Origin of the sequence: Pseudomonas sp. WS 5146 (assembly GCF_012985495.1) — a bacterium.
In the GTDB taxonomy this organism is placed as follows: Bacteria; Pseudomonadota; Gammaproteobacteria; order Pseudomonadales; family Pseudomonadaceae; genus Aquipseudomonas; species Aquipseudomonas edaphica.
In genome coordinates this window covers 60,656-83,131 of sequence record NZ_JAAQWL010000011.1, presented here as the reverse complement: position 1 = coordinate 83,131, position 22,476 = coordinate 60,656, and the positions used below count along the sequence as shown (strand labels likewise).

21 protein-coding genes are annotated in these 22,476 nt (G+C 60.4%); 10 read left to right on the top strand and 11 right to left on the bottom strand.

Annotated elements, in window-relative coordinates:
- Positions 1-34 precede the first annotated feature (34 nt).
- Complete coding sequence (locus HBO41_RS24270) at positions 35-667, top strand: LysE family transporter (protein WP_017135232.1); 633 nt, start codon at positions 35-37, stop codon at positions 665-667.
- A 153-nt stretch (positions 668-820) separates the two neighbouring features.
- On the opposite strand, the gene HBO41_RS24265 is transcribed toward HBO41_RS24270, so the two are convergent.
- From HBO41_RS24265 to HBO41_RS24250, 4 genes are read right to left on the bottom strand one after another with little or no spacing between them, the layout of a single operon-like run.
- Positions 821-1,561 (bottom strand): penicillin-binding protein activator LpoB, encoded by a 741-nt coding sequence (locus HBO41_RS24265; RefSeq protein WP_099550282.1) that lies wholly within the window; start codon positions 1,559-1,561, stop codon positions 821-823.
- Positions 1,562-1,564: 3 nt separating this feature from the next.
- Positions 1,565-2,152 (bottom strand): penicillin-binding protein activator LpoB, encoded by a 588-nt coding sequence (lpoB, locus tag HBO41_RS24260; protein ID WP_017135234.1) that lies wholly within the window; start codon positions 2,150-2,152, stop codon positions 1,565-1,567.
- 35 nt (positions 2,153-2,187) lie between these two features.
- Entirely contained in the window at positions 2,188-2,559 is a 372-nt protein-coding gene (locus HBO41_RS24255) for a YcfL family protein (RefSeq protein ID WP_017135235.1), read from the bottom strand.
- Between the two features lie 10 nt (positions 2,560-2,569).
- Positions 2,570-3,964, bottom strand: coding sequence for a COG3014 family protein (locus tag HBO41_RS24250; RefSeq protein WP_169988011.1), 1,395 nt, complete (start codon positions 3,962-3,964; stop codon positions 2,570-2,572).
- A gap of 268 nt (positions 3,965-4,232) precedes the next feature.
- Here HBO41_RS24250 and HBO41_RS24245 point away from each other — a divergent pair, with 268 nt between their 5' ends.
- Both HBO41_RS24245 and HBO41_RS24240 read left to right on the top strand, forming a co-directional pair.
- On the top strand, positions 4,233-6,128 hold the full coding sequence (locus HBO41_RS24245) for an FTR1 family protein (protein WP_017135237.1): 1,896 nt from the start codon (positions 4,233-4,235) through the stop codon (positions 6,126-6,128).
- Positions 6,129-6,130: 2 nt separating this feature from the next.
- Positions 6,131-6,586 (top strand): YaiI/YqxD family protein, encoded by a 456-nt coding sequence (locus HBO41_RS24240; RefSeq protein ID WP_017135238.1) that lies wholly within the window; start codon positions 6,131-6,133, stop codon positions 6,584-6,586.
- A gap of 187 nt (positions 6,587-6,773) precedes the next feature.
- Here HBO41_RS24240 and elbB read toward each other — a convergent pair whose 3' ends face one another.
- Complete coding sequence (elbB, locus tag HBO41_RS24235; RefSeq protein ID WP_017135239.1) at positions 6,774-7,439, bottom strand: isoprenoid biosynthesis glyoxalase ElbB; 666 nt, start codon at positions 7,437-7,439, stop codon at positions 6,774-6,776.
- A gap of 116 nt (positions 7,440-7,555) precedes the next feature.
- Here elbB and HBO41_RS24230 point away from each other — a divergent pair, with 116 nt between their 5' ends.
- Positions 7,556-8,791 (top strand): sterol desaturase family protein, encoded by a 1,236-nt coding sequence (locus HBO41_RS24230; protein ID WP_017135240.1) that lies wholly within the window; start codon positions 7,556-7,558, stop codon positions 8,789-8,791.
- Here the strand turns inward: HBO41_RS24230 and HBO41_RS24225 are convergent.
- Positions 8,772-9,407 carry a DedA family protein gene (locus HBO41_RS24225; RefSeq protein WP_026013544.1) on the bottom strand — a complete coding sequence of 212 codons (636 nt, stop codon included), beginning with the start codon at positions 9,405-9,407 and terminating at the stop codon, positions 8,772-8,774. The genes HBO41_RS24230 and HBO41_RS24225 overlap by 20 nt on opposite strands.
- A 208-nt stretch (positions 9,408-9,615) precedes the next feature.
- Here HBO41_RS24225 and hemB point away from each other — a divergent pair, with 208 nt between their 5' ends.
- Both hemB and ppk1 read left to right on the top strand, forming a co-directional pair.
- The gene (gene hemB, locus HBO41_RS24220; protein ID WP_138450130.1) at positions 9,616-10,629 is read left to right on the top strand and encodes a porphobilinogen synthase; all 1,014 of its coding nucleotides are present in this window, start codon (positions 9,616-9,618) and stop codon (positions 10,627-10,629) included.
- Positions 10,630-10,647: 18 nt separating this feature from the next.
- Entirely contained in the window at positions 10,648-12,870 is a 2,223-nt protein-coding gene (gene ppk1 / locus HBO41_RS24215; protein WP_017135242.1) for a polyphosphate kinase 1, read from the top strand.
- A gap of 174 nt (positions 12,871-13,044) precedes the next feature.
- Here ppk1 and ppx read toward each other — a convergent pair whose 3' ends face one another.
- Positions 13,045-14,547 (bottom strand): exopolyphosphatase, encoded by a 1,503-nt coding sequence (gene ppx / locus HBO41_RS24210; protein WP_017135243.1) that lies wholly within the window; start codon positions 14,545-14,547, stop codon positions 13,045-13,047.
- 477 nt (positions 14,548-15,024) lie between these two features.
- Between ppx and HBO41_RS24205 the strand changes: the two genes are divergently transcribed.
- The 4 genes from HBO41_RS24205 to HBO41_RS24190 all read left to right on the top strand — a co-directional run bounded on the left by HBO41_RS24205 (position 15,025) and on the right by HBO41_RS24190 (position 19,563).
- Positions 15,025-15,681: a DUF1120 domain-containing protein gene (locus HBO41_RS24205; protein ID WP_017135244.1), complete on the top strand. Its 657-nt coding sequence runs from the start codon at positions 15,025-15,027 to the stop codon at positions 15,679-15,681.
- A 169-nt stretch (positions 15,682-15,850) separates the two neighbouring features.
- On the top strand, positions 15,851-16,519 hold the full coding sequence (locus HBO41_RS24200; RefSeq protein WP_099550287.1) for a fimbria/pilus chaperone family protein: 669 nt from the start codon (positions 15,851-15,853) through the stop codon (positions 16,517-16,519).
- A 43-nt stretch (positions 16,520-16,562) separates the two neighbouring features.
- On the top strand, positions 16,563-19,001 hold the full coding sequence (locus HBO41_RS24195; protein WP_262380511.1) for a fimbria/pilus outer membrane usher protein: 2,439 nt from the start codon (positions 16,563-16,565) through the stop codon (positions 18,999-19,001).
- Positions 18,967-19,563 (top strand): hypothetical protein, encoded by a 597-nt coding sequence (locus HBO41_RS24190; protein ID WP_169988009.1) that lies wholly within the window; start codon positions 18,967-18,969, stop codon positions 19,561-19,563. Before HBO41_RS24195 ends, HBO41_RS24190 begins: the two co-directional genes overlap by 35 nt.
- 4 nt (positions 19,564-19,567) lie before the next feature.
- Here the strand turns inward: HBO41_RS24190 and HBO41_RS24185 are convergent, their stop codons facing one another.
- From HBO41_RS24185 to HBO41_RS24170, 4 genes are read right to left on the bottom strand one after another with little or no spacing between them, the layout of a single operon-like run.
- The gene (locus tag HBO41_RS24185) at positions 19,568-20,305 is read right to left on the bottom strand and encodes an amino acid ABC transporter ATP-binding protein (RefSeq protein WP_017135248.1); all 738 of its coding nucleotides are present in this window, start codon (positions 20,303-20,305) and stop codon (positions 19,568-19,570) included.
- Complete coding sequence (locus HBO41_RS24180; protein WP_017135249.1) at positions 20,292-20,942, bottom strand: amino acid ABC transporter permease; 651 nt, start codon at positions 20,940-20,942, stop codon at positions 20,292-20,294. The genes HBO41_RS24185 and HBO41_RS24180 overlap by 14 nt, the downstream gene beginning before the upstream one ends.
- Positions 20,939-21,607: an amino acid ABC transporter permease gene (locus HBO41_RS24175; RefSeq protein ID WP_017135250.1), complete on the bottom strand. Its 669-nt coding sequence runs from the start codon at positions 21,605-21,607 to the stop codon at positions 20,939-20,941. Before HBO41_RS24175 ends, HBO41_RS24180 begins: the two co-directional genes overlap by 4 nt.
- Before the next feature lie 14 nt (positions 21,608-21,621).
- Positions 21,622-22,407 carry a transporter substrate-binding domain-containing protein gene (locus tag HBO41_RS24170; RefSeq protein ID WP_017135251.1) on the bottom strand — a complete coding sequence of 262 codons (786 nt, stop codon included), beginning with the start codon at positions 22,405-22,407 and terminating at the stop codon, positions 21,622-21,624.
- Positions 22,408-22,476: the final 69 nt, after the last annotated feature.

The following is a 22,476-nucleotide window of genomic DNA, read 5'->3' as shown; positions in this document are numbered from 1 at the left end:
AGGCATAACCGCTAATTCTTCTCTGAGGTGTGTAATGGCACTCGACACATGGCTTGCCTTTTTCCTGGCCAGTTGGATCATCTCTCTTTCCCCCGGCGCTGGTGCCATCGCTTCGATGTCCAGCGGCCTGCAATACGGTTTCCTGCGCGGCTACTGGAACGCCATTGGCCTGCAACTGGGCCTGGCGATGCAGATCGCCGTGGTGGCGGGCGGCCTGGGTGCCATTCTTGCGGCCTCTTCGACCGCGTTTTATGCGATCAAATGGTTTGGTGTGGCGTACCTGGTGTACCTGGCCATCAAACAGTGGCGCGCCTTGCCGATGGACATGAGCGAGGATGCGACGATACGCCCGATCGGCAAGCCAATGGCGATGATGTTCCGTGGCTTCCTGGTCAACGCCAGCAACCCCAAGGCCCTGGTGTTCATGCTGGCGGTTCTGCCGCAGTTCGTGAACCCGCAGGCGCCGCTGCTGGTCCAGTACCTGATCTTGGGCGCAACCATGATCAGCGTCGATATGATCGTAATGGCGGGTTACACGGGGCTTGCGTCGAAAGTCTTGCGGCTGCTGCGCACACCCAAGCAGCAAAAACGCATGAACCGCACGTTTGCAGGCTTGTTTGTGGGAGCTGCAGGGTTTCTCGCCAGTTTGCATCGCGCAACGGCTTGATTGACGAAAACCGGCTAAAAATGTGGGAGCTGACTTGTCGAGTCGTCGCACCGCTGCGATAGCATCACCGAGGTGTAACTGACGCACCGCAGTGTCTGCATCGCAGGCAAGCCAGCTCCCACATTTGTTATGTGTTGGCTTTGAAACGCGTGCTCAGCGCAGAATCTTCGGCGCTTCGTCCCTTGGCAGGTTATTGCGCAATGCAGGCTTGCCCGGGTCTGCGTAGCCACCTCCCAGCTGTTCCGCCAGTTGGCGCGCCACATCCTCACCCAAGGCTTTCGACACTTCCCGCACCACACGCGGCCGGTTCAGGCTCACACGCACGTCACGGTTGTTCACCAGCTTGGTGTCCTGGCCTTCACCCATGGCGGTAAATGCCGAGGTGATCTCGAAGGTGCGGGTATTGATCAGGCTGAAATCGGCCACCAACGTCAGGCCCAGCACTGCTGAGTAGCTGTTGGTGTGGTCCAGGGCGTTGATGTCCTGGGTGAAGTCGATGTCTGACAGCGTACCGAACAGCACATAGTCCGCGCCCTTGAAGTTACCGGCCTTGATGCGTTTGATCACATCATAGACGTCACCCTTGGCGTCGGCGGTGTAGGGCGTGCCCTGCACCAGCTGAAACTGGTGTGACTTGAGGATCTCGCCCTTGATATCGCCGCTGAATTTACGCAACTCAGTCTGTTCGATGTAGCTGGTGCGGCTCTCGTACTCGCTGTAGGCCGAGGCACCGCTGGCGTTGTACGCGCTGGCCTGGAAGTTGTTGCTGGCCGACACCGCGTGGATATACTCCTCGACGCGCGCCTCATACGCCAGGTCGGTGACCGCGATCTTCGGGGCGGCCGAGGCGCCAAAGGCGCACAGCAGGCTGATCATGCCGATCCATGCACGCATTGCTTAGCGCTCCGTGGTCTTGCGGATTTCTTTCTCGTCCATCCATTCGGCCAGGCCGCTTTCAACGTCGATCAGTTGCAGGCTGAACTTGTAGAACACGTCCTTGTAGTCCGAGCTGCGCTTGACGATGGAGCTGATGGAGCCTTCCAGGCGGTACTTCGCGGCGACCATGTTGCCGGTCTTGCTCACCGTGGATTTCTTGTACAGGCCGCTCTGGTTTTGCAGCTTGAGCTGGTCGACCTGGCTTTGCATGTCGGTGTTATCGCTGGCGAAACGCGCGGTGCCGGTTTTCATCAGCTGGGTCTTGATCGACGTGGTGATCTCGCGGGTATCGATGTACTCGCTGGTCTTGTTCTTCACGTCATAGACCTGTACCACTGGGCGGCCTTGCAGGATGCCGGACTGGGCCAGGGAGCGGGTCATGCTCTCGGCGATCATCTGCAGGTCGGTGGAGCCGAACTCGTTGGTCACCAGTTCCACGGCCTTGGAGTCGCCGTAGCTGATGTTCTTGCCGCCGAGTACCGGCGAGGTGTTGGAGCAACCGCTGGCCAGAAGGGCAACGAGGGCGAGAATCGAGAAGCGTGCAAACATGGGGAAATCTCTCTGAATACGGTTAGCGCAGCGGCTCAAGGGGTTTTCACTTCGAGACGGAAGTCAGCGGCCTGGGGCAGGTTGGCGATCGCAGGCAGGAACGTTGCCTGGTTGGCGTACAGGTTCAGCACTTTCCAGGTTTCTTCATCACCCACCGGGAAACCATCGGCACCCAGCCAGGCGAAGCGGTAATACATCATCTGGTTGCTGCTGGTGATGTTGCTCAACTGCACCTTGGCGGTCAGGAAGCCATTTTCGCGGGCCACGCGGATGGCGCCGACGGCGATGCCCTTGAACTTGCCCATCACCACGATTTTGCTGGCGGCGCTGCCGGGTTCCGGTGGCGGCGCAGTGGCGCAGCCGGCGAGCAGGACCAGCGCCAGGGCGCCGAGAATGAAATGACGCATAGCGTGCTCCTTAAGGTTGTTTGAGGGCGATAGCCTGGGCGGAACTGCTCGGCACCACATGGGCTGCAAGGCCACCGGCGAACACCTGGTTGCCGACCACGCGCAGGGTGATGACCTGATAGCGCTGGTCGGCCTTGACCGTCACCCGCGTGCCGCCCAGTGCGTTGGGCAAGCTGACTTGGTGCTCGCCGTGCTTGAGGCGCAGGCGTGTCACTTGGGTCATGTCCGGCAGGGTGCGCCAGGTGCGGGTGTCGGCGCCTTCGGTCACGGCCGAGGCGATGCCCAGCACCAGACCCGCCATGGGGTTGGTCTTGTTCAGGTTGTTTTGTGTCACGCCACGGCTGACCGCACGCACAGTGGTGCGCAGGATGATCCCCGGCATGTCGTCACGCAGGGCGCGGCGGGACATGGCGGTGGTGCTGTTGAGCGCGGTGAGGTTCTGCTGTTTTCCGTCGACGCCGATCTGGCCGAAGGCCTGGGTGGAAGTGTCGGCCTTGATCACCGGGAACGACAGCGGGGTGATCACCAAGTGGCCGTCAATCGGAATCGGAAGCGGCAGGCGGATCGAGTCACGCGCCGGTGCCAGGCCACTCTGCACCACGATGAGTACATCGGTCTCGTCGGCGCCGACCTTGGACTTGTCCAGGTCCAACAACGCCTGTTCCAGCAGCGGTGTGTTGGGGCGCAACTCGGCAGCCTTGCGATAGCCCGGTGCAGCCAGGTCTTTTTCACCCAGGGCTTCGTAGACAAAGCCTGCCAGGTAATGGCTGAACGCACTTTGGTAACTGTTCTTCAGGCCGACCACTTCCGGCGCGCCCAGCGCTTCCACCGGGTAGCCGCGCAGGTCTTTGATCTGGGTAGTGACGCCCTGGCGCTCGGCTTCGTTTTCGCGCTTTAAGTATTCCTTGTCTCGCAGGTCGGCGATTACGGCTTCGCGCTCGTGGGTCTTCTTGATCTCGGTGCGGGCGCCGTCGAAATCGTTCAGGGCCAGCAGGTTCAGGGCCATCTGGGTGGTCAGCATGACTTTTTCGTAGTCATAACCTTCGTAGCGACGCACCTTGTCGTTGACCAGGAAGCTGCCGAACTGGGCGAGGTACTTTTCGCTGTCGAACTTGACCGATTCTTCCCACTTGAACACTTGCAGGTCGGCGCTGCGCCAGGCGGTCTGGCTGCCGGTGAGGTCGCCTTTGGCGCGCAACAACTCGCCCTTTTCAAAGAAGTAGAGCAGGTCCTTGTCTTCGCCGGTGTTGTTTTTTTCCAGCAGGGTCAGGGCGCCGTCGACGTTACCGGTGGCCAACTGCTGGTTGGTGGCTTGCAGCTCGGTGTCGTAGCTGCGAAACATTGAACAACCGGAGAGCAAGGTAACCGCCGCCAGTGTGAGCGGGGTTAAGGCGCGAAATGCCATGCAAACTTCTTCCCTGAGAGTGATCGGCTGATGTGCAAATTCCTCATAAAAACGAGGAAATAAATTCCCTTTTGCAATAACAGGGCGCGGCATTATAGGCGTCATTGCTGGCAAAACAATGGCTTTTTGCCGCTGCAAGTGGCGCTGAGATGCCATTGCTTGTCTCTTGATTGCACGGGGCTCACAGGCGCCAAATCACGAACGCCTTGAGTCAAACGCTTTAAAATTCAACAATGTGTTACTTCGTATTTCCCTTTGAGATTCATTCATGATTGCCCCCATCCGTTTTCTCGCCTGGTTGCTGCTGCCAGCCTTGATGTCATGCAGCTTCAACCTGCTGGCCGCGACTGCCGAGGGCGCCCCACAAGCCCTGCATTTGTTGGACTACATTGGCGCTGACTACCCTCCGACGGTGGAGGCGGGCAAGGTTATCGATGAATCCGAATATCGCGAACAAGTAGAGTTTCTCGGGGTGTTGCAGGGGCTGGTGGCCGAGCTGCCGCAAAGGCCGGAGCGCGCCGAGTTGGTCAAGGGCGTCGACGAATTGTTAGCGGCTGTATCCGCTCACCAGGACGGCGCGACCGTCGCCCGCCAAGCCCGTCAGCTGGGCGCCAAGTTGGCGGTGGCCTATGAAGTCAGCCAGGCACCGGCTATCACGCCAGACCCTGCGCGGGGGGCGCCGCTGTACGCCCAGCACTGCTCGGTGTGCCACGGTACTGCCGGTGCGGGTGATGGCCCGGCGTCCACGGGCATGACGCCGCCGCCAGCGAACCTGCGCGATGCGGTACGTCTGGACCGCCTGAGTCTCTACGCGATTTACAACACGTTGGGCCTGGGTGTTGAAGGCACCGACATGCCCTCTTTCGCCGACCAACTGGATGACCGTCAGCGCTGGGACCTGGCCACCTACATTGCAGGCTTCACCGCCGACCCGGCTGCCGCCAAAAGCGAACAGCCTTTCAACCTTGCCGACCTCGCTCGCCAAACCCCCAACGAGGTGCTGGCAGCCAGTGGCCCAGCCGCTGCCGCGACGTTCCGCGCCCAGCGTGCGCAGCCGCCACAGGTTAAGCGTGGCCCGGCGCAGTTGCTCGACTACACCGCGACCACGTTGGACAAGAGCCTCGCCGCGTTCCGCAACGGCGATCACGAACAGGCCTATGACCTTTCGGTCGCAGCGTACCTGGAAGGCTTTGAGCTGGTAGAAAGCTCCCTGGATAACGTCGACGCCAACGTGCGTAAAGACACCGAGAAAGCCTTGATGGCCTACCGGCAGTCGTTGCAGGACGGCCTGCCGGTCGAGCAGGTGCAACAGCGCCTGGACGTGGCCAAAGGCAAACTCACCGAATCCGCCGGATTGTTGGGCAGTGATGGCCTGAGCTGGTCGCTGAGCTACATCTCTGGTTTGCTGATTCTGCTGCGCGAAGGCCTTGAGGCGATCCTGGTACTGGCGGCGATCCTGGCGTTCCTGCGTAACACCGGCCAGCAATCGGCGGTGCGCAGTGTCAACGTCGGCTGGGGTTTGGCGCTGCTGGCTGGCTTGGCGACCTGGGCACTGGCGGCATATGTGATCGACGTGAGCGGCGCCCAGCGCGAATTGCTCGAAGGCTGCACGGCGTTGTTCGCCAGTGTGATGGTGCTGTGGCTGGGCGTGTGGATGCATGACCGACGCCACGCGGCGGCCTGGCAGGATTACATCAAGAGCAGCCTGGTCGGTGGCGGTGGCCGTTTCGGTTTCGCGATGCTGGCGTTTTTCTCGGTATACCGCGAGCTGTTCGAGGTGATCCTGTTCTACGAAACCCTGTGGCTGCAGGCGGGTCCTGCCGGACACAACGCGGTACTGGCGGGCGGCGCCACGGCGCTGGTGCTACTGGTAGGGTTGGCGTGGGTGATCCTGCGCGGCTCGGCGAAACTGCCGCTGGCGTTGTTCTTCGGTATCAACGCGGCGCTGCTGTGCGCGCTGTCGGTGGTGTTCGCCGGGCACGGCGTCAAGGCCTTGCAGGAAGCGGGCATCTTCGGCACACGGCCGGTGGCGTTCTTTGATTTCGACTGGCTGGGCATTCACGCCGATGCGTACTCGTTGAGTGCGCAGGCTGTGGCGATCCTGGCGATTGTGGTGCTGTACGGCCGCAGTCGCCTGGCCGAGAAGCGTCGAGTGGTGGCATAAGCATGCGGGTGTGGATCGATGCAGACGCCTGCCCGCGAGCAGCCAAGGACCAAGTGGTGAAGTTCGCGCTCAAGCGCCAGTTCGAAGTGGTGCTGGTGGCGGGTCAGAGCCAGATCAAGCCGAGCTTTGCCTGTGTGAAGCTGATCGTGGTGCCCAGCGGCCCGGACGCGGCGGATGACTATCTGGTGGAGCACGCCGTGCCCGGTGAGTTGGTGATCTGCAGCGACGTGCCGTTGGCCGACCGCCTGGTGAAGAAGGGCGTCACAGCCCTCGACCCCCGCGGCAAGGAGTTCAGCCCGGCGAATATGAGTGAACGGCTGGCGGTGCGCAACTTGTTCACCGACCTGCGTGAGCAGGGCCAGATGGGCGGCGGCCCACCGCCCCATGGGGAAAAGGACAAGCAGGCGTTTGCCAATGCGCTGGACCGTATCCTCACCCGATTAATGCGCCAGGCCTGACCTTGCAGTGAGTGGGTTTGTTGTAGCAGTTGGGCTTGTTGTGGCGAGCAGGCTTGCCCTGCGTTGGGCTGCGCAGCAGCCCCAGACCCCACAACCTCGCACAGCCTGACACACCGCGCGGCCTGAATTGGGGCGGCTTCGCCACCCAGCGCAGGGCAAGCCTGCTCGCCACCCCATTTATCGCGGGTTAATCATTCTCGTGGGTCAGTTCCAGCACGCGATCCACCAACTTGTTGATGCCTGACGCCACCTCGCTGATGCGCTTGCCGAGCATGTAGGCCGGCGTGGTCACCAGCTTGCGGGCCTTGTCCTCGACGATATCCTCGACAGCGCACTCCTGATGAGTGGCGCCCATCTTGTCCAGGGCCGCCGCCGTGTCGGGGCAGTTGCCGATGGTGCAGGTCACGCCGGGGCCGTAGATTTTTGCGGCCAGGGCTGGCGAGATGCAGATCAGTCCCACAGGCTTGCCGGCTTCGGCAAAGGCTTCGGCCAGCTCCAGCACTTGCGGGTTGACGCTGCAACCGGCGCCCTCCACGGCAAAGTTCGAGAGATTCTTCGCTGCGCCAAACCCGCCAGGCACGATCAGTGCGTCGAACTCGTCGGCGTTGGCTTCACGAATGTCTTTCACCTCACCTCGAGCGATGCGCGCCGACTCCACCAGCACATTGCGCGACTCGGGCATCTCTTCACCGGTAAGGTGGTTGATCACGTGCAGCTGCGCAATGTCTGGCGCAAAACATTGGACCTGAGCGCCGCGCTGGTCCAGGCGCAGCAGCGTGATCACACTTTCATGAATCTCTGCGCCGTCGTACACGCCGCAGCCGGAAAGGATCACTGCAATCTTTTTGCTCATGGGCATCTCTCCTGTTTTTGTGGCGTTAAATGTCTACTAATTTGTCACCTGTTGCCAATGGGATCTCCTGCGGCTACACCTAATCTTGATGTAACAAAAATACATCGGACTAGCCCATGGACTTCGTGCCTTACGCGGTACCGTTTTTTATTGCCTTGATCGTGGTCGAGCTGCTGGCCGATCGCTGGCGCGGTGAACGCAATTATCGGGTGGCGGACGCTATCAACAGCCTCAGCACTGGTGTGCTGTCCACCACCACCGGGTTGTTGACCAAAGGTGTGGGCCTGCTGACCTACGCGTTTGCCCTCAAGCACCTGGCGCTGATTGAGCTGCCTGCCCAAAGCGTGTGGACCTGGGTGTTCGCCTTTGTGTTTTACGACTTCTGTTACTACTGGCTGCACCGCTGCGGCCATGAGCGCAACATCCTCTGGGCTGCGCACTCGGTGCATCACCAGAGCGAGGACTACAACCTCACCACCGCGTTGCGCCAGACCAGTACCGGCTTCCTGCTGAGCTGGATCTTCTACTTGCCCCTGGCCGTCGTGGGCGTGCCGCTGGTGGTGTTTATCAGCGTGGCCTCGCTCAATCTCCTGTATCAATTCTGGGTACACACCCGTCACGTGCCCAAGCTCGGCTGGTTCGAGTGGTTTTTCGTCACGCCGTCCAATCATCGTGCCCACCATGCGCAAAACGCTCTCTACATGGATCGCAACTACGGCGGGGTGTTCATTATTTGGGACCGCCTGTTCGGCAGCTTCCAGGAAGAAGACGATAACGAGCCGGTGATCTTCGGCGTGACCACGCCGTTGGCCAGTTGGAACCCGCTATGGGCCAACCTGCAGTTTTATGCACAGTTGTGGAGTGATGCGCGGCGCACTGAGAGCTGGTGGGACAAGCTGCGTATCTGGTTCATGCGCACCGGCTGGCGCCCGGCGGACGTGAAAGCCAAGTACCCGATGGCCAAGCCCGATTTGAGCCAGTTCCGCAAATTCGAGGTGCCGCTGGACGCGCGCCAGCAGGTTTATATCGCCCTGCAATTTGCAGCGTATGTAGGGTTTGGCAGTTACCTGATGAATTTCGGCGAGGGGCTGCCCACGGCGGCGCTGGTGCTGGGCTGGAGTGCGATGGCGCTGGGGCTGTTCACCTTGGGCGTGGCCCTGGAGAATCGGCCGTGGGCGCTGAAAGCCGAGCTGGTGCGCCTGGGACTGAATGTGCCGTTGGTGTGGCTGGCGCCGCTGGTCGGCTTGTGGCCGGCCAGCAGCCTGGGCTGGCTGGGCCTGGTGAGTTACAGCTTGCTCAGTGCGATCGGCCTCTACTGTTGCAGAAGCCGGCTTACTCGACTGGCGTCTTAGGCGGTTGTTCCGGCGCCTGCTCGGCAGCCAGCCGGGCCTTGGCCTCAGCACAGGCTTCGCGGGCGATACGCGCGTTCTTGAAGCGCCGGCGCAGCCACAGGCCAAAGCCCAGCAATAGCAACGCGCCCAGCACCCACAGCTCGTATTTCTTGACGCTGCCGAGCATGCCTTCCAGCACCGCGCCGAAGTGGTAGGCCGCCGCGCCCAATGCCGCGGCCCAGATGGCGGCGCCGATGCCGTTGAGGATCAAGTAGCGGGCCGGCGGGTAGCCCGACAGGCCAATCGCCACCGGCATCACGGTGCGCAACCCATAAACGAAGCGGAAGCTCAGCACCCAGATATCCGGGTGCTTGCGGATATGTTCCAGGGCCTTGTCACCCATCAATTGCCAACGCGGCTTGCGCGCCAGCAGCTTGCGCCCGTGTTTGCGCCCCAGGAAATACCACAGCTGGTCGCCGGCATAGCTGCCAAAAAAGGCAACGACCACCACCAGGTTGATATCCATGTAGCCACGGAACGCCAGGAAGCCTGCGAGAACCAAAATGGTTTCGCCTTCAAAGAAGGTGCCCAGGAAGAGCGCAAAGTAGCCGAAGTCATGCAGAAATTGTTGAAGCATGGTCTGGGGTGCTGGCGAAATGAACGCGCAGCCTACGCCTTCGTGAACATTCATGAAAGTATCGAGATGTGTCACGAAGTGAACAATTCCTACATAAACGACGAATGCGACTACAGGTCGCATCGATAAGCACAACTGTCATTCCTTCGTCATAATGGCCGCTTATAACTGCAACGCTCGCCCGTAAACGCGGGCTCAGGAGTCTGTCGTGAGCTTTACCCCTGCCAATCGCCTGTTCCCCGCCACCCGTCTGCGACGCAATCGCCGTGATGATTTTTCTCGCCGCCTTGTACGTGAAAATGTACTGACGCCGAATGATCTGATCCTGCCGGTGTTTGTGCTGGACGGCGAAAATCGTCGGGAGGCTGTGGCGTCGATGCCGGGCGTGGAGCGCTTGACCATTGATTTGCTGCTTGAAGAGGCAGCCGGTTGGGTTGAACTGGGGATTCCGGCATTGGCGCTGTTCCCGGTGACACCGGCCGAGCTCAAGTCCCTCGACGCCGCCGAAGCCTGGAACCCGGATGGCATCGCCCAGCGCGCCACCCGGGCCTTGCGTGAGCGGTTCCCGGAACTGGGGGTGATCACCGACGTGGCGCTGGACCCGTTCACCACCCACGGCCAGGATGGCATTCTCGACGAAGACGGCTATGTTCAGAACGACATCACCGTCGATGCGTTGGTCAAGCAGGCCTTGTCCCATGCCGCAGCCGGCGCCCAGGTGGTGGCACCGTCGGACATGATGGACGGCCGCATCCAGGCGATCCGCGAAGCCCTGGAACTGGCCGGCCACGTCAATGTGCGCATCATGGCCTACTCGGCCAAGTACGCCAGCGCCTATTACGGCCCGTTCCGCGATGCGGTGGGTTCGGCGTTGAACCTGGGCAAGGCCAACAAGGCCTCGTACCAGATGGACCCGGCCAACAGCCATGAAGCGCTGCACGAAGTGGCGGCCGACCTGGCCGAAGGCGCCGACATGGTGATGGTCAAGCCCGGGATGCCTTACCTGGACATCCTTTATCGGGTCAAAGAGGAATTCAAGGTGCCGACCTTTGTCTATCAGGTCAGCGGTGAATACGCCATGCACATGGCCGCGATCCAGAATGGTTGGTTGAGTGAAGGGGTGATCCTCGAATCCCTGACTGCCTTTAAACGTGCGGGTGCTGATGGCATTCTGACCTACTTCGCCGCCCGCGCTGCCCAATTGCTTAGAGAGCAACAATAGCCCTCACAGGAACACTCGATGAATACCGAAGGACTCTCCGAAGTTGCTGTAAAAGACGCTCACCCGGTGGTTGAACAAATCGCCGAAACCCCACCGGAGCTGGAGCCGGCTGCGCCTGCTGTGGTGGCTGAAGCGCCCGCGCCGGCCCCGGTGGCAGCGGTGACCAACCTGGATGACAGCAGCCTGTACATCCATCGTGAGCTGTCACAACTGCAATTCAACATCCGCGTGCTGGAGCAGGCGCTGGATGAGTCCTACCCACTGCTGGAGCGGCTTAAATTCCTGCTGATCTTCTCCAGCAACCTGGACGAGTTCTTCGAGATCCGCGTTGCCGGCCTCAAAAAGCAAATCACCTTTGCCCGCGAACAAGCCGGTGCCGACGGCCTGCAGCCGCATCAGGCCCTGGCGCGCATCAGCGAGCTGGTGCACGGCCATGTGGACCGCCAATACGCGATCCTCAACGACATCCTGCTGCCGGAACTGGAAAAACATCAGGTCCGCTTCATCCGTCGTCGTCACTGGACCACCAAGATCAAGACCTGGGTGCGTCGCTACTTCCGTGACGAGATTTCACCGATCATCACCCCGATCGGCCTCGACCCGACGCACCCGTTCCCGTTGCTGGTGAACAAGAGCCTCAACTTTATTGTCGAGCTGGAAGGCATCGATGCCTTCGGTCGCGATTCTGGCCTGGCGATCATCCCGGCGCCGCGTCTGTTGCCACGGATCATCAAGGTACCGGAAGAAGTAGGGGGCGCTGGCGATAACTATGTATTCCTCTCGTCGATGATCCACGCGCATGCCGATGACCTGTTCCAGGGTATGAAGGTCAAGGGCTGCTATCAGTTCCGCCTGACCCGTAACGCCGACCTGGCGCTGGACTCCGAAGACGTCGAAGACTTGGCCCGCGCCCTGCGCGGCGAGCTGTTCTCGCGGCGCTATGGCGACGCGGTGCGCCTGGAAGTGGCTGACACCTGCCCCAAACACCTGTCGGACTACCTGCTCAAGCAGTTCAACCTGGCCGAGTCCGAGCTGTACCAGGTCAATGGCCCGGTGAACCTGACGCGTCTGTTCAGCATCACCGGCCTGGACAGCCACCCGGAGCTGCAATACACGCCATTCACGCCACAGATCCCGAAACTGCTGCAAAACAGCGAGAACATTTTCAGCGTGGTGAGCAAGCAGGACATTCTGCTGTTGCACCCGTTCGAGTCGTTCACGCCAGTGGTCGACCTGCTGCGCCAGGCCGCCAAGGACCCGCATGTGTTGGCTGTGCGCCAGACCCTGTACCGCTCTGGCGCCAACTCGGAAATCGTCGATGCGCTGGTAGACGCTGCGCGTAACGGCAAGGAAGTCACGGCGGTGATCGAGCTGCGTGCGCGGTTTGACGAAGAGTCCAACCTGCAACTGGCCAGCCGCCTGCAAGCGGCCGGTGCGGTGGTGATCTACGGCGTGGTCGGCTTCAAGACCCACGCCAAGATGATGCTGATCCTGCGTCGCGAAGCTGGTGAGATCGTGCGTTATGCCCACTTGGGCACCGGTAACTATCACGCCGGCAACGCCAAGCTCTACACCGACTACAGCTTGCTCACTTCTGACGACGCCTTGTGTGAAGACGTCGGCAAGTTGTTCAGCCAGTTGATCGGCATGGGCAAGACCTTGCGCATGAAGAAGCTGTTGCACGCGCCGTTTACGCTCAAGAAGGGCATGCTCGACATGATTGCCCGCGAAACCCAGTTCGCCCTCGACGGCAAGCCGGCGCACATCATCGCCAAGTTCAACTCGCTGACCGATCCGAAGATCATCCGCGCGCTGTACAAGGCCAGCCAGTCCGGGGTGCGCATCGACCTGGTGGTGCGTGGCATGTGCTGCCTGCGCCCTGGCATTGTGGGTGTGTCACATAACATCCATGTGCGCTCGATCATCGGCCGCTTCCTGGAGCACACGCGGGTGTTCTACTTCCTCAATGGCGGCGAGGAACAGATGTTCCTCTCCAGTGCCGACTGGATGGAGCGCAACCTCGACAAGCGTGTGGAGACCTGCTTCCCGGTCGAAGGCAAGAAGCTGATCATGCGGGTCAAGAAAGAGCTGGAAAGCTACCTCACCGACAACACCCACAGCTGGAGCCTGCAATCGGACGGGCGCTACGTGCGCAACACCCCGACCGGCAACCAGAACCCGCGCAGTGCGCAGGCGACGTTGCTGGAGAAGCTGGGTAGCCCGATTCTTGCGGTGAACTAAAAGCCTGCACAGACCTAATGTGGGAGCGGGCTTGCTGTGGCGAGGGAGCTTGCTCCCGTTGACTGCGCAGCAGTCTCCGGCTTTTTGGGGGCGCTACGCACCCCAGCGCAAGCAAGCTTGCTCGCCACAGCAAGCGCGCTCCCACATTTGTTTTGTGGCGTTACATAGATCGTATCAGCGCAGGTTCAGCGCGAACCCCACCCGCGTCAACCACTCCGCTTCCTGGGCAAAGTCCGCCTGGGTCAGCTGGTTTTCATCCAGCCAGCCTTTGGGGAACACCACGTCGAGGCTGTCACCGTGCGCGCGCAGGGTGACTTGGGGCATTTCCTGGGTGCCACGGATGTGGTGGAACAGGATCGCAAAGCGCAGCAGCACGCACAGGCGGATCAGCTTGATGCCTTCGTCGCCGAACTCGGCAAATTTGTCCTTGGGAATGTTGCGGCGATGGCCACGCACCAGCAGGGCGAGCATCTGTTGGTCTTCGCGGGAGAAACCGGCGAGGTCCGAGTGCTCGATCAGGTAGGCGCCGTGCTTGTGGTAATGGTAGTGGGCGATGTCCAGGCCCACTTCATGCACCTTGGCGGCCCAGCCCAGCAGTTCGCGCCAGACGCCGTCTTCCAGGTCCCAGTCCTCGGCTACCTGGTCAAAGGCGTGCAGGGCTTTGCGTTCCACCCGGGCCGCTTGTTCCAGGTCGACGTGATAACGCTCCATCAACGAGGTGAGGGTGCGCTCACGCACGTCTTCGTGGTGATGGCGGCCCAGCAGGTCATACAGCACGCCTTCGCGCAGGGCGCCGTCGCAGTGGTCCATACGTTGCAGTTCGAGGGCGTCGAAAATCGCTTCGAGAATCGCAAGGCCAGCCGGGAAGATGGTACGACGGTCGGGCTTGATGCCGTCGAAGTCGATTTTCTCGGCATCGCCCAGCTTGAACAGTTTGCGCTTGAGCCATGCCAGGCCTTCGGCGTTGACCTCACCGGTGCCATGGCCGCCGGCTTTGAGGGCCAGGCCGATGGCGCGGATGGTGCCGGACGAGCCGATGGCTTCATCCCAGGTCAAGCGGTGCAGCGCATGCTCGATGCTCATGATCTCCAGCCGCGCGGCCGTGTAGGCCTGGGCATAGCGGGCCGGGGTGATCTTGCCGTCCTTGAAATAGCGCTGGGTAAAGCTCACGCAGCCCATTTGCAGGCTCTCGCGCAGCAATGGCTCGAATCTTTGCCCGATGATGAACTCGGTACTGCCGCCGCCGATATCCGCCACCAGGCGCTTGCCGGGCGTGTCGGCCAGGGTGTGGGACACGCCCAGGTAGATAAGGCGCGCCTCTTCCCGGCCGGAGATAACTTCTACCGGGTGCCCGAGGATTTCTTCGGCGCGGCGGATGAATTCGACACGGTTGCGCGCCTCACGCAGGGCGTTGGTGCCGACAATTCGCACGGCGCCCAATGGCATGCCGTTGATCAGTTGGGCAAAACGCTTGAGGCAGTCGAGGCCGCGCTGCATGGATTCTTCATTGAGCTGGCGCTGGTCGTCGATGCCGGCAGCCAGTTGAACTTTCTCGCCGAGCCGCTCAAGGATGCGGATTTCGCCGTTCTGGGCCTTGGCCACGACCATGTGAAAGCTGTTGGAGCCCAGGTCGATGGCGGCGATCAGGGACAAATTCTTGGCTTGGGATTGCGGCATGGTTTGGGGGTCTCGGTCGATAACCCGACCATCGTGCCACGATCGACCGCTGGCGCCAACGCGTTGTGCTTCAGGAATCTTCCTGTCGGTGCGGGAGGCAATGCCTGTTGGAGATGTAGGGCGATTCTCCTTTGCTCTAGCGAATAAACTTAAGGCTAGGTACGAGGTATTAAATTTATGCCTATAAAAACTCTCGGGACTTTCCTTACAAGGGTTTTGTATTTGTTCTGCTCGGTTTTTTAGTTATGACTACTGATGCAGTTGAAAAGGGTGGTCATATTTTTGTTGTATTCGGACAGCAGTTGACGTGCTCTCCTATTCTTTTTTAGGTCACTTACAAGCGAGACTGCCCGTCGGCAATGATGCCGTGGTGTTATTTGTTTATGGCGTTTTATGTCAGGGAATGTCGTGTTTTAGAAGCGGAGCTTTTCAGCCTTTAATAAGTAACGTCTGTTAACTTCTAATGACGGGTAAAAGATGAAAAAAGTATTTGGTTTGGCCGTGGGGATTGCGTGCCTGTTTGCCAGTGTAGGCGCCTATGCAACTACCAACCCGACCGGCAACCTGATCGTCAAGGGCACCATTATTCCGGCGGCTTGCAGTATGAGCGTTAGCGCCGGCGGGGTTATCGACTATGGCACGATTCGAGCCAATCAATTGTCCCAGACGAATTTCAACCCACTTGCGGAGCGTTCCACTTCGCTGGTCGTCAATTGCGGTACTACACCTGCCAGGTTTTTCTTGTCTGTCACTGACTTGCGGGCCTCCAGTAAAGTTACTGGCATATTGGGCGCTGGCTACACCGAAGCCCAAAACTATGGTCTCGGTACGTATGGTGGCAGGCGCACCGGCGGCTATTCGGTCACCCTCAGAAACCTGACGTCCAACGGTGTGGCGCTCAACCCGATTGTACGGTCGAGCAAGGACGCAGCCTGGCAAGCCAGCGACGGTAAGGTTTCCCAGACACCTAACCAGCATTCCTGGCGTAACGGCGCTGTCAATGCGCCAGCTTCGATCTCTCAGCTAACCGGTGTTATTGCCGTCAAAGCGGTGATCAATCGCGCAAGTGATCTGAACCTTACCGGCAATATTGCGTTGGATGGTCACGCGACGCTGGTTCTGGATTACATCTAAACGTTTGAGCAACAGTCGATAGCGAGGCAGAGTCAGTCAGGGGGACTCTTATTAGTTATCGGCTGTTTTCATGTGGCTGTGCAATTACACGTACTCATTTGTTTGTGAATGTTCCAGGGAGAACTCGGTGAACGGTCTTTCAAGAATAATTGGTTTCATATCGTGTTGTATGGCTTTGTTGCTGTATGGCGTAGCCCATGCCGACGGTATGTTGCCTGAAACAACGGTTGTCATTCTTTATGAGGAGAATGGCGAAGCCACGATCAATATAAAAAACACTGATCCAACCCCTGCGTTACTGCACTCCGTCATAGAAAATGTGCCCGAGGATCTTGAAACCCTGTTGATCGTCACCCCGCCCATTGCTCGCGTGGAGCCAGGGGAAACGCAACTGGTCCGTTTTATCAGCACCCTGAAGTCGCCGCTCAAGACTCAACGCCTCAAGCGCGTGTCCTTCGAGGGGATTCCCCAGGCGCGTGAGCCAGGTGGTGCGACCATTGGTATCACCCTGCGTCAAAACTTGCCGCTGATCCTGCACCCGGCAGGTTTGCCCCGGCACCAGGCACCTTGGGAACTGCTCAAGTGGAAGCGCCGGGGTGATCGCTTGAGCGTGCATAACGACAGTGCCTATGTGGTGCGCATGGGATTGGAAGTGCAGCTTAATCCGCTGAAACAAACCGGCTTGCTGCCCCGCACTTATATCCTGCCGGGTGAGGTGTTGACGCTCAATACCCAAGGGCCTGTGGCCGAGGTGTCCTCGGTGGTGCTGCAGCCGGCCACGACCTTTGGGTTTGCTGTCGATGACTACCAGGCAGATGTTCTGGGTCATGGGCGCTAAGCGTTCGATGACTGGACTGACGGTTCGCCGCCCGGGGCTTTTCATGGGGTTGGCAGCCTTGTGGGGTGCTCCCGGTTTTGCTTTGGCAGTCGAGTTGGGAGAGGGCTTTGATCTGGCTGTCCTGGCCAGCTATGGCATCGACCCGAAGGTCTCCGACTACTTTCGCAGTGCGGCGCGGTTTCGTGAGGGCAGGCAGATAGTGGGGCTGCGGGTCAACGGGAATTCCCTGGGGTTGGTCGAGGCCCGTTTCGATTATCAGGGGCAGCTGTGTTTTACCCAGGGTTTGCTGGAGAAAGCTGGCCTTAAAGTGCCCTTGGCGATCGTGCAATCGGGCATCTCGGCGGATCAGGCCTGTCACGATTTCGTGGGTGAGTTCCCCGCGACCATCGTCAGGTTGCAGCCGGGCAGCGAAGAAGTGGTGCTGGTTGTGCCTACCCAGTCCTTGCGTGAGCCTGAATGGGAAGTGGGAGGTTTTTCCGAGGGCGGTGCGGCAGCGTTGTTCAACTACGATGTGCTCGGGTTTCAGACCCAGTCGCGCAGTGGCCCCAGCCGGTTCGTTTCGGCTTATACCGAGGCGGGATTCAACCTGGGTAACTGGGTGGTCCGCAGCCGGCAGTTCTATATTTCTGATAACGGCAAAAGCAGCAGCGAGCATGTGCAGGCCTACGCCCAGCGTGATATCGCGGCGTTGCAGTCAACTTTCCAGGCGGGCCAGATCTCTACCCGAAGCCCGGTGTTCGGTGGGATTCAGCTATCGGGGTTACAGCTGTTTCCTGATGGTGTCTCCCGCGCCGGCGCCAATCATGGTGTGGTGGTGGAGGGTTTGGCTCACAGCCAGGCGCGTGTCGAGGTGCGCCAGTCCGGTGCGCTGATCCATACCACGTTAGTGCCCGAGGGGCCGTTCAGCCTGACAGGCTTGCCTTTGCTCAATGGCACCAGTGACCTGGAGGTCAGCGTTATCGGCACGCGGGGCGGCACACGCAGTTTCGTGGTGCCGGCGGCTTCCTTTGGTGCGGCTATTGCCGTAACCCCAGGCTTTGACTTCGCCCTTGGCAAGGTACGTGAACAGCTGAGCGAGGGCCGCGAGGCGCCGACTGTTGTCATGGGCAGCGGCACCTGGGGGCTTGGCCGGCAGTCATCCCTGGGGTTCGGTTTATTGAGTACAGATGAGTACCAGTCGGCTGGCGGCACTATGAGCAGTGTGTTTTTCCAGCGGGTTACCGTCAGTGCTCGGCAAAACATCTCGCGCGATGGTGAGGCGGGTGTGAGCGGCAGCCGCAGCGCCGTATCCCTGGGCAGCCCGTTGGTGGCGGGTGTTGAGATGAGCCTGAGTGCGACGACCCAAAGCCCAGGTTATCGCGATGTCCTCGAGGCAGGCCCGGGTTTGAAAAAAAATGATCTGCAGACCCGTTTCCAGAATCAGTACACGGTAGGGTTCAACTGGGCAGAACCGACCTTGGGGGCTTTTTCAGTCAGCTACTCACGCAGTACGCAGTTTGATGGGCAGCTTGCCGAACATGTATTTGCCTCGTGGAACAAGGGGTTCAGGCAGGTGGATGTAGCGTTGATCGCCGACTCGCAGGTGGGCGCTTCGCGGCGGCGCAAGACCGCAAGCCGTGAGCGAGAAACACGTGATGAGGTCACGCCGGAGGGGCTGTCCTTGCGCCTGCAGGTCACGGTGCCCTTTGGAGAAGATCGCCGCCTGACGTCCTACGCCAGTCGCCGCAATGGCCGTGCCGATATGGGCACGGCATTGTCCGAGCGGGTCAATGAGTATGTGAACTACGAAGTGGGGGTTGAGCGGGATCTGCAGGAGCGCCAGCAAGCGGTTCGCGCGAATGTTGACGTGATGCCGCGCTACACCCGTGTGGGCCTGGGCGTGAACCGCACGCCCACGAGCACCAGCTACAGCGGGCAACTGCAGGGTGCCGTGGTGGCTCACGCGCGCGGCCTGACCTTTTCCCCCTACGCAGTGCAGGACACCTTTGGTGTGCTTTCGGTGGGCGAAGTGTCAGCGGCCAAGGTTTCGACCCCACAAGGCCCGGTGTGGACCGATTACCGTGGGCATGCGGTGATTCCCGGCTTGCCGGCCTATACCACCAGCCACCTGGAGGTGCAGACCCAGTCCTTGCCCAAGCGGGTCGATCTCAAGAACGGCACCAAAATCCTCGCCGTCGGGCGCGGATCATTCAATACCGTGGATTTCCAAGTGGTGAATGTTCGCCGGGTACTGCTTGAGGTGCGCGATGAGCAAGGTACACCTCTGCCCCAGGGCTCTGCGGTGTTTGGCCCGGACAACACCTACCTGACCAATGTGGTGGGTGAGGGCCTGATCTTTTTGAACAACATGGATGACGGGCAAATCCTCAGCGTTTCGCCGCCGGGCTCTGCCCGCGCGTGCCTGCTGCATCTGAACCTTGAGTCGCAATCCCCAGAGGACAAGCTCTATGAAACGGCTTCGGCGATCTGTCGTGCCCAATGAATCGGTGCAATACACCCTGCGTCGACTGTGCCTGGGCGTTAGCTTGTTGTTCATGCTCGCGATAGCGGCCCCGGAGGCTTCGGCGAATGACTGCCGCCTTTCCCTCAGCCAGCCAAGGGTCGACCACGGCGTGCTCCGGCGCGCGGAGTTGTTGGGCGAGCCGCTCGCAAGCCAGCCCATCATCCTGGGCAGGCGAACGCTGCAGCTGAGTGTCGTATGTGCCGAACCAGGGGCTGTCGCCTTGCGCTTTACGGGTGTTCCGGCGGGGACGCAAGGCTATCGATTCGGCCGACAGGGCAGCTTCACCCTGGCCCTCAAGCATGCCCAGGTCGATGGTCGCGCCGTTGAACTGAGTACGTCACAGCCCACAGAAACGGCTACCAGCGGGCACTTACTGCCCGGTCACGTGCTGATAGCCAAAGCCGGTGGTTTGCCGCTGACCGGCACACGCTTTTCAGCACAAGTGCAGATCGACACGTATTTACCGCCCGATGCCTTTTCAGTGCGCCACGAGACCGTCTTCGAAGGCCAGGGGCACTTTGAATGGTTGCCCGGCGGTTAATCGATCAGCCCGGCTGCTCCACCGAGCCGATGAAATTGGCGAACTCCGGCGTCTTTGGGTTGGCGAACAAGGTCTTGGGGTCGCCCACTTCATGCACCTTGCCCTGATGCATGAACACCAGCTTGTCCCCGACTTCCCGGGCAAAGCGCATTTCGTGGGTCACCATGATCAGGGTCATGCCGTCCTTGGCCAATTGGCGCACCACACTGAGCACTTCATTGACCAGCTCCGGGTCCAGTGCCGAGGTAATTTCATCGCACAGCAGCACCTTGGGCGACATGGCCAGCGCACGGGCTATGGCGACCCGTTGCTGCTGGCCGCCGGACAGACGATCAGGGAAGGCATCAAACTTTTCCCCCAGCCCCACCCGCTCCAGCATCTGCCGGGCAAGCTGGGCGGCTTTGGCCTTGGGCACTTTCTGCACCACTTGTGGCGCGAGCATGACGTTCTCGCCCACGGTCAGGTGTGGGAACAGGTTGAACTGCTGGAACACCATCCCGACTTTCTGCCGCAGGCTGCGCAGGTCGGCGCGGGCGGCGTCGAGGTATTCGCCGTCGACCTCAATTACGCCGTCGTTGATCGATTCAAGGCCATTGAGGGTACGCAGCAAGGTCGACTTGCCCGAGCCACTGCGGCCGATGATCGCCACCACCTGGCCTTCTTCAACCGTCAGGTCGATGCCCTTGAGTACGTGGTGATCGCCGTAATATTTATGCAGGGCGGAAATTCTAAGCAGAGGCATGCAGTCTCCTTTCCAGGTAGCGCGCACTGAGGGACAAGGGGTAGCAGAGCAGGAAGTAGCCGAGCGCCACCAGGCCGTAGACCATAAAGGGCTCGAAGGTAGCGTTGGCGAGCATGCCGCCGGTTTTGGTCAGTTCGGTAAAACCGATGATCGAGGTCACGGCGGTGCCTTTGACCACCTGCACCGAAAAGCCCACGGTGGGCGCCACGGCAATGCGCAGGGCTTGCGGCAGGATCACGTAGCGCAGTTGTTCAAGCGGGTTAAGCGCCAGGCTGGCCGAGGCTTCCCATTGCCCGTGGGCAATCGACTCGACGCAGCCGCGCCAGATCTCGGCCAGGTAAGCACTGGTAAACAGGGTCAAGGCAATCGCCGCCGCCAGCCAGGGCGAGATATCCACACCCAGCAGCGCGATGCCAAAAAACACCAGGAACAGCTGCATCAACAGCGGCGTGCCCTGGAACAGTTCAATATAGGTGCGCGCGAGATTGCGCGGGAAGGCTTTGCGGCTGATGCGCATCGTCATCACCAGTAAACCGATAACGCCGCCACCGACAAACGCCACCAGCGACAGCAGCAAGGTCCATTGCAAGCCGGTGGCGAGGTTGCGCACGATGTCCCAGAAGGAGAAATCACTCATCGGCTGTTCCTCATCACGTAGCGACGGCCGATCCAGTTGAGCAACTGGCGAATCATCAGCGCCATGCACAGGTACACCAGGGTGGTCAGTGCGTAGGTTTCAAACGCGCGGAAGTTGCGTGACTGGATAAAGTTGGCGGCAAAGCTCAGCTCTTCGGTGGCGATCTGCGAACACACCGCCGAGCCGAGCATCACAATGATGATCTGGCTGCTCAGGGCCGGCCACACCTTGCCCAGTGCCGGCAACAGCACCACATGGCGAAACGCCTCGAAACGCGTCATCGCCAATGCCGCTGCGGCTTCCAGCTGCCCGCTTGGGACCGCCTGGATGCCGGCGCGAATGATCTCGGTGGAGTACGCCCCCAGGTTGATCACCATCGCCAGTACGGCGGCTTGCCACTCGGTGATTTTCAGCCCCAGGGATGGCAGGCCGAAGAAGATGAAAAACAACTGCACCAGAAACGGCGTGTTGCGGATCAACTCGACATACACCCCGAAGACCCAGGAAAACGGCTGGATCTTCCATGCCCGCACCACAGCGCCGACGGTGCCCAGGGCCACGCCGAGGATCGCGCCGATAGCCGTCAGCTCAAGGGTAAACAGCGCGCCGCGTAGCAGCAGGTCGGTATTGGCCAGCACCGGCACAAAGTCAAATTGATACGCCATGAATCAGCTCCGCATCAAAGATCGGCAGGCAGTGGCTCTTTAAGCCACTGCATCGCGTTCTTTTCCAGGCTGCCATCGGCTTTGGCCGCGACCAGGATCTGGTTGACCTTCTCCAGCAGCGCTGGCTCGTTCTTGTTAACTCCCACGTACACCGGCGAATCCTTGAGTTTCACTTTCAGCTCCAGCCCACGTTTATTACTGCGCTCGCTGATCGCCACCATCACCACGTTGCCGCTGGCGATCAGGTCGACCTGGCCGGCCAGGTAGGCGGCGATGGTTGAGTTGTTGTCTTCGAAGCGCTTGATCGTGGCTTCCTTGGGCGCGACGGCGGTCAGCTCGATGTCTTCGATGGCGCCGCGGGTCACGCTGATGGTCTTGCCCTTGAGGTCATCGGTGGTGTGGATGGCCGCATCAGGTGGCCCGAACACGGCCAGGTAGAACGGCGCGTAGGCCTTGGAGAAGTCGATGACCTTTTCGCGCTCGGCGTTCTTGCCCAGGCTGGAAATCACCAGGTCGACCTTGCCGGTAGTGAGAAACGGGATACGGTTGGTGCTGTTCACCGGGGTCAGTTCCAGCTTGACCTTGAGCTGGTCGGCCAGCAGCTTGGCGGTGTCGACGTCCAGGCCACGGGGTTTCATGTCCGGGCCAACCGAGCCGAACGGCGGGAAGTCTTGGGGCACGGCAACCTTGAGGGTGCCACGGGCGACGATATCGTCCAGACCGTTGGCATGGGCGGGCGCCTGGCTCAGCATCAGGCTGGCAAACAGGGCAGTGAGCAGGGCGCTGTAGCGCTTGGTCATGGCAACTCTCCGGGGAAGGGCGCGGGAATATTCTGTTTCGAGCCATTGCACGGCCCATGCCATCACGGC

What these genes read in the sequence shown, in the direction of transcription:
- HBO41_RS24265 (WP_099550282.1), bottom strand. Translation starts at nt 1,561, where the DNA reads ATGCGTGCATGGATCGGCATGATCAGCCTGCTGTGCGCCTTTGGCGCC.
- HBO41_RS24200 (WP_099550287.1), top strand. Translation starts at nt 15,851, where the DNA reads ATGGCTTTGTTGCTGTATGGCGTAGCCCATGCCGACGGTATGTTGCCT.
- HBO41_RS24250 (WP_169988011.1), bottom strand. Translation starts at nt 3,964, where the DNA reads ATGGCATTTCGCGCCTTAACCCCGCTCACACTGGCGGCGGTTACCTTG.
- HBO41_RS24190 (WP_169988009.1), top strand. Translation starts at nt 18,967, where the DNA reads ATGAAACGGCTTCGGCGATCTGTCGTGCCCAATGAATCGGTGCAATAC.
- HBO41_RS24195 (WP_262380511.1), top strand. Translation starts at nt 16,563, where the DNA reads ATGGGGTTGGCAGCCTTGTGGGGTGCTCCCGGTTTTGCTTTGGCAGTC.
- HBO41_RS24230 (WP_017135240.1), top strand. Translation starts at nt 7,556, where the DNA reads ATGGACTTCGTGCCTTACGCGGTACCGTTTTTTATTGCCTTGATCGTG.
- HBO41_RS24255 (WP_017135235.1), bottom strand. Translation starts at nt 2,559, where the DNA reads ATGCGTCATTTCATTCTCGGCGCCCTGGCGCTGGTCCTGCTCGCCGGC.
- lpoB (WP_017135234.1), bottom strand. Translation starts at nt 2,152, where the DNA reads ATGTTTGCACGCTTCTCGATTCTCGCCCTCGTTGCCCTTCTGGCCAGC.
- HBO41_RS24225 (WP_026013544.1), bottom strand. Translation starts at nt 9,407, where the DNA reads ATGCTTCAACAATTTCTGCATGACTTCGGCTACTTTGCGCTCTTCCTG.
- HBO41_RS24175 (WP_017135250.1), bottom strand. Translation starts at nt 21,607, where the DNA reads ATGGCGTATCAATTTGACTTTGTGCCGGTGCTGGCCAATACCGACCTG.
- HBO41_RS24245 (WP_017135237.1), top strand. Translation starts at nt 4,233, where the DNA reads ATGATTGCCCCCATCCGTTTTCTCGCCTGGTTGCTGCTGCCAGCCTTG.
- HBO41_RS24170 (WP_017135251.1), bottom strand. Translation starts at nt 22,407, where the DNA reads ATGACCAAGCGCTACAGCGCCCTGCTCACTGCCCTGTTTGCCAGCCTG.
- HBO41_RS24240 (WP_017135238.1), top strand. Translation starts at nt 6,131, where the DNA reads ATGCGGGTGTGGATCGATGCAGACGCCTGCCCGCGAGCAGCCAAGGAC.
- HBO41_RS24180 (WP_017135249.1), bottom strand. Translation starts at nt 20,942, where the DNA reads ATGAGTGATTTCTCCTTCTGGGACATCGTGCGCAACCTCGCCACCGGC.
- elbB (WP_017135239.1), bottom strand. Translation starts at nt 7,439, where the DNA reads ATGAGCAAAAAGATTGCAGTGATCCTTTCCGGCTGCGGCGTGTACGAC.
- HBO41_RS24270 (WP_017135232.1), top strand. Translation starts at nt 35, where the DNA reads ATGGCACTCGACACATGGCTTGCCTTTTTCCTGGCCAGTTGGATCATC.
- HBO41_RS24185 (WP_017135248.1), bottom strand. Translation starts at nt 20,305, where the DNA reads ATGCCTCTGCTTAGAATTTCCGCCCTGCATAAATATTACGGCGATCAC.
- ppk1 (WP_017135242.1), top strand. Translation starts at nt 10,648, where the DNA reads ATGAATACCGAAGGACTCTCCGAAGTTGCTGTAAAAGACGCTCACCCG.
- ppx (WP_017135243.1), bottom strand. Translation starts at nt 14,547, where the DNA reads ATGCCGCAATCCCAAGCCAAGAATTTGTCCCTGATCGCCGCCATCGAC.
- HBO41_RS24205 (WP_017135244.1), top strand. Translation starts at nt 15,025, where the DNA reads ATGAAAAAAGTATTTGGTTTGGCCGTGGGGATTGCGTGCCTGTTTGCC.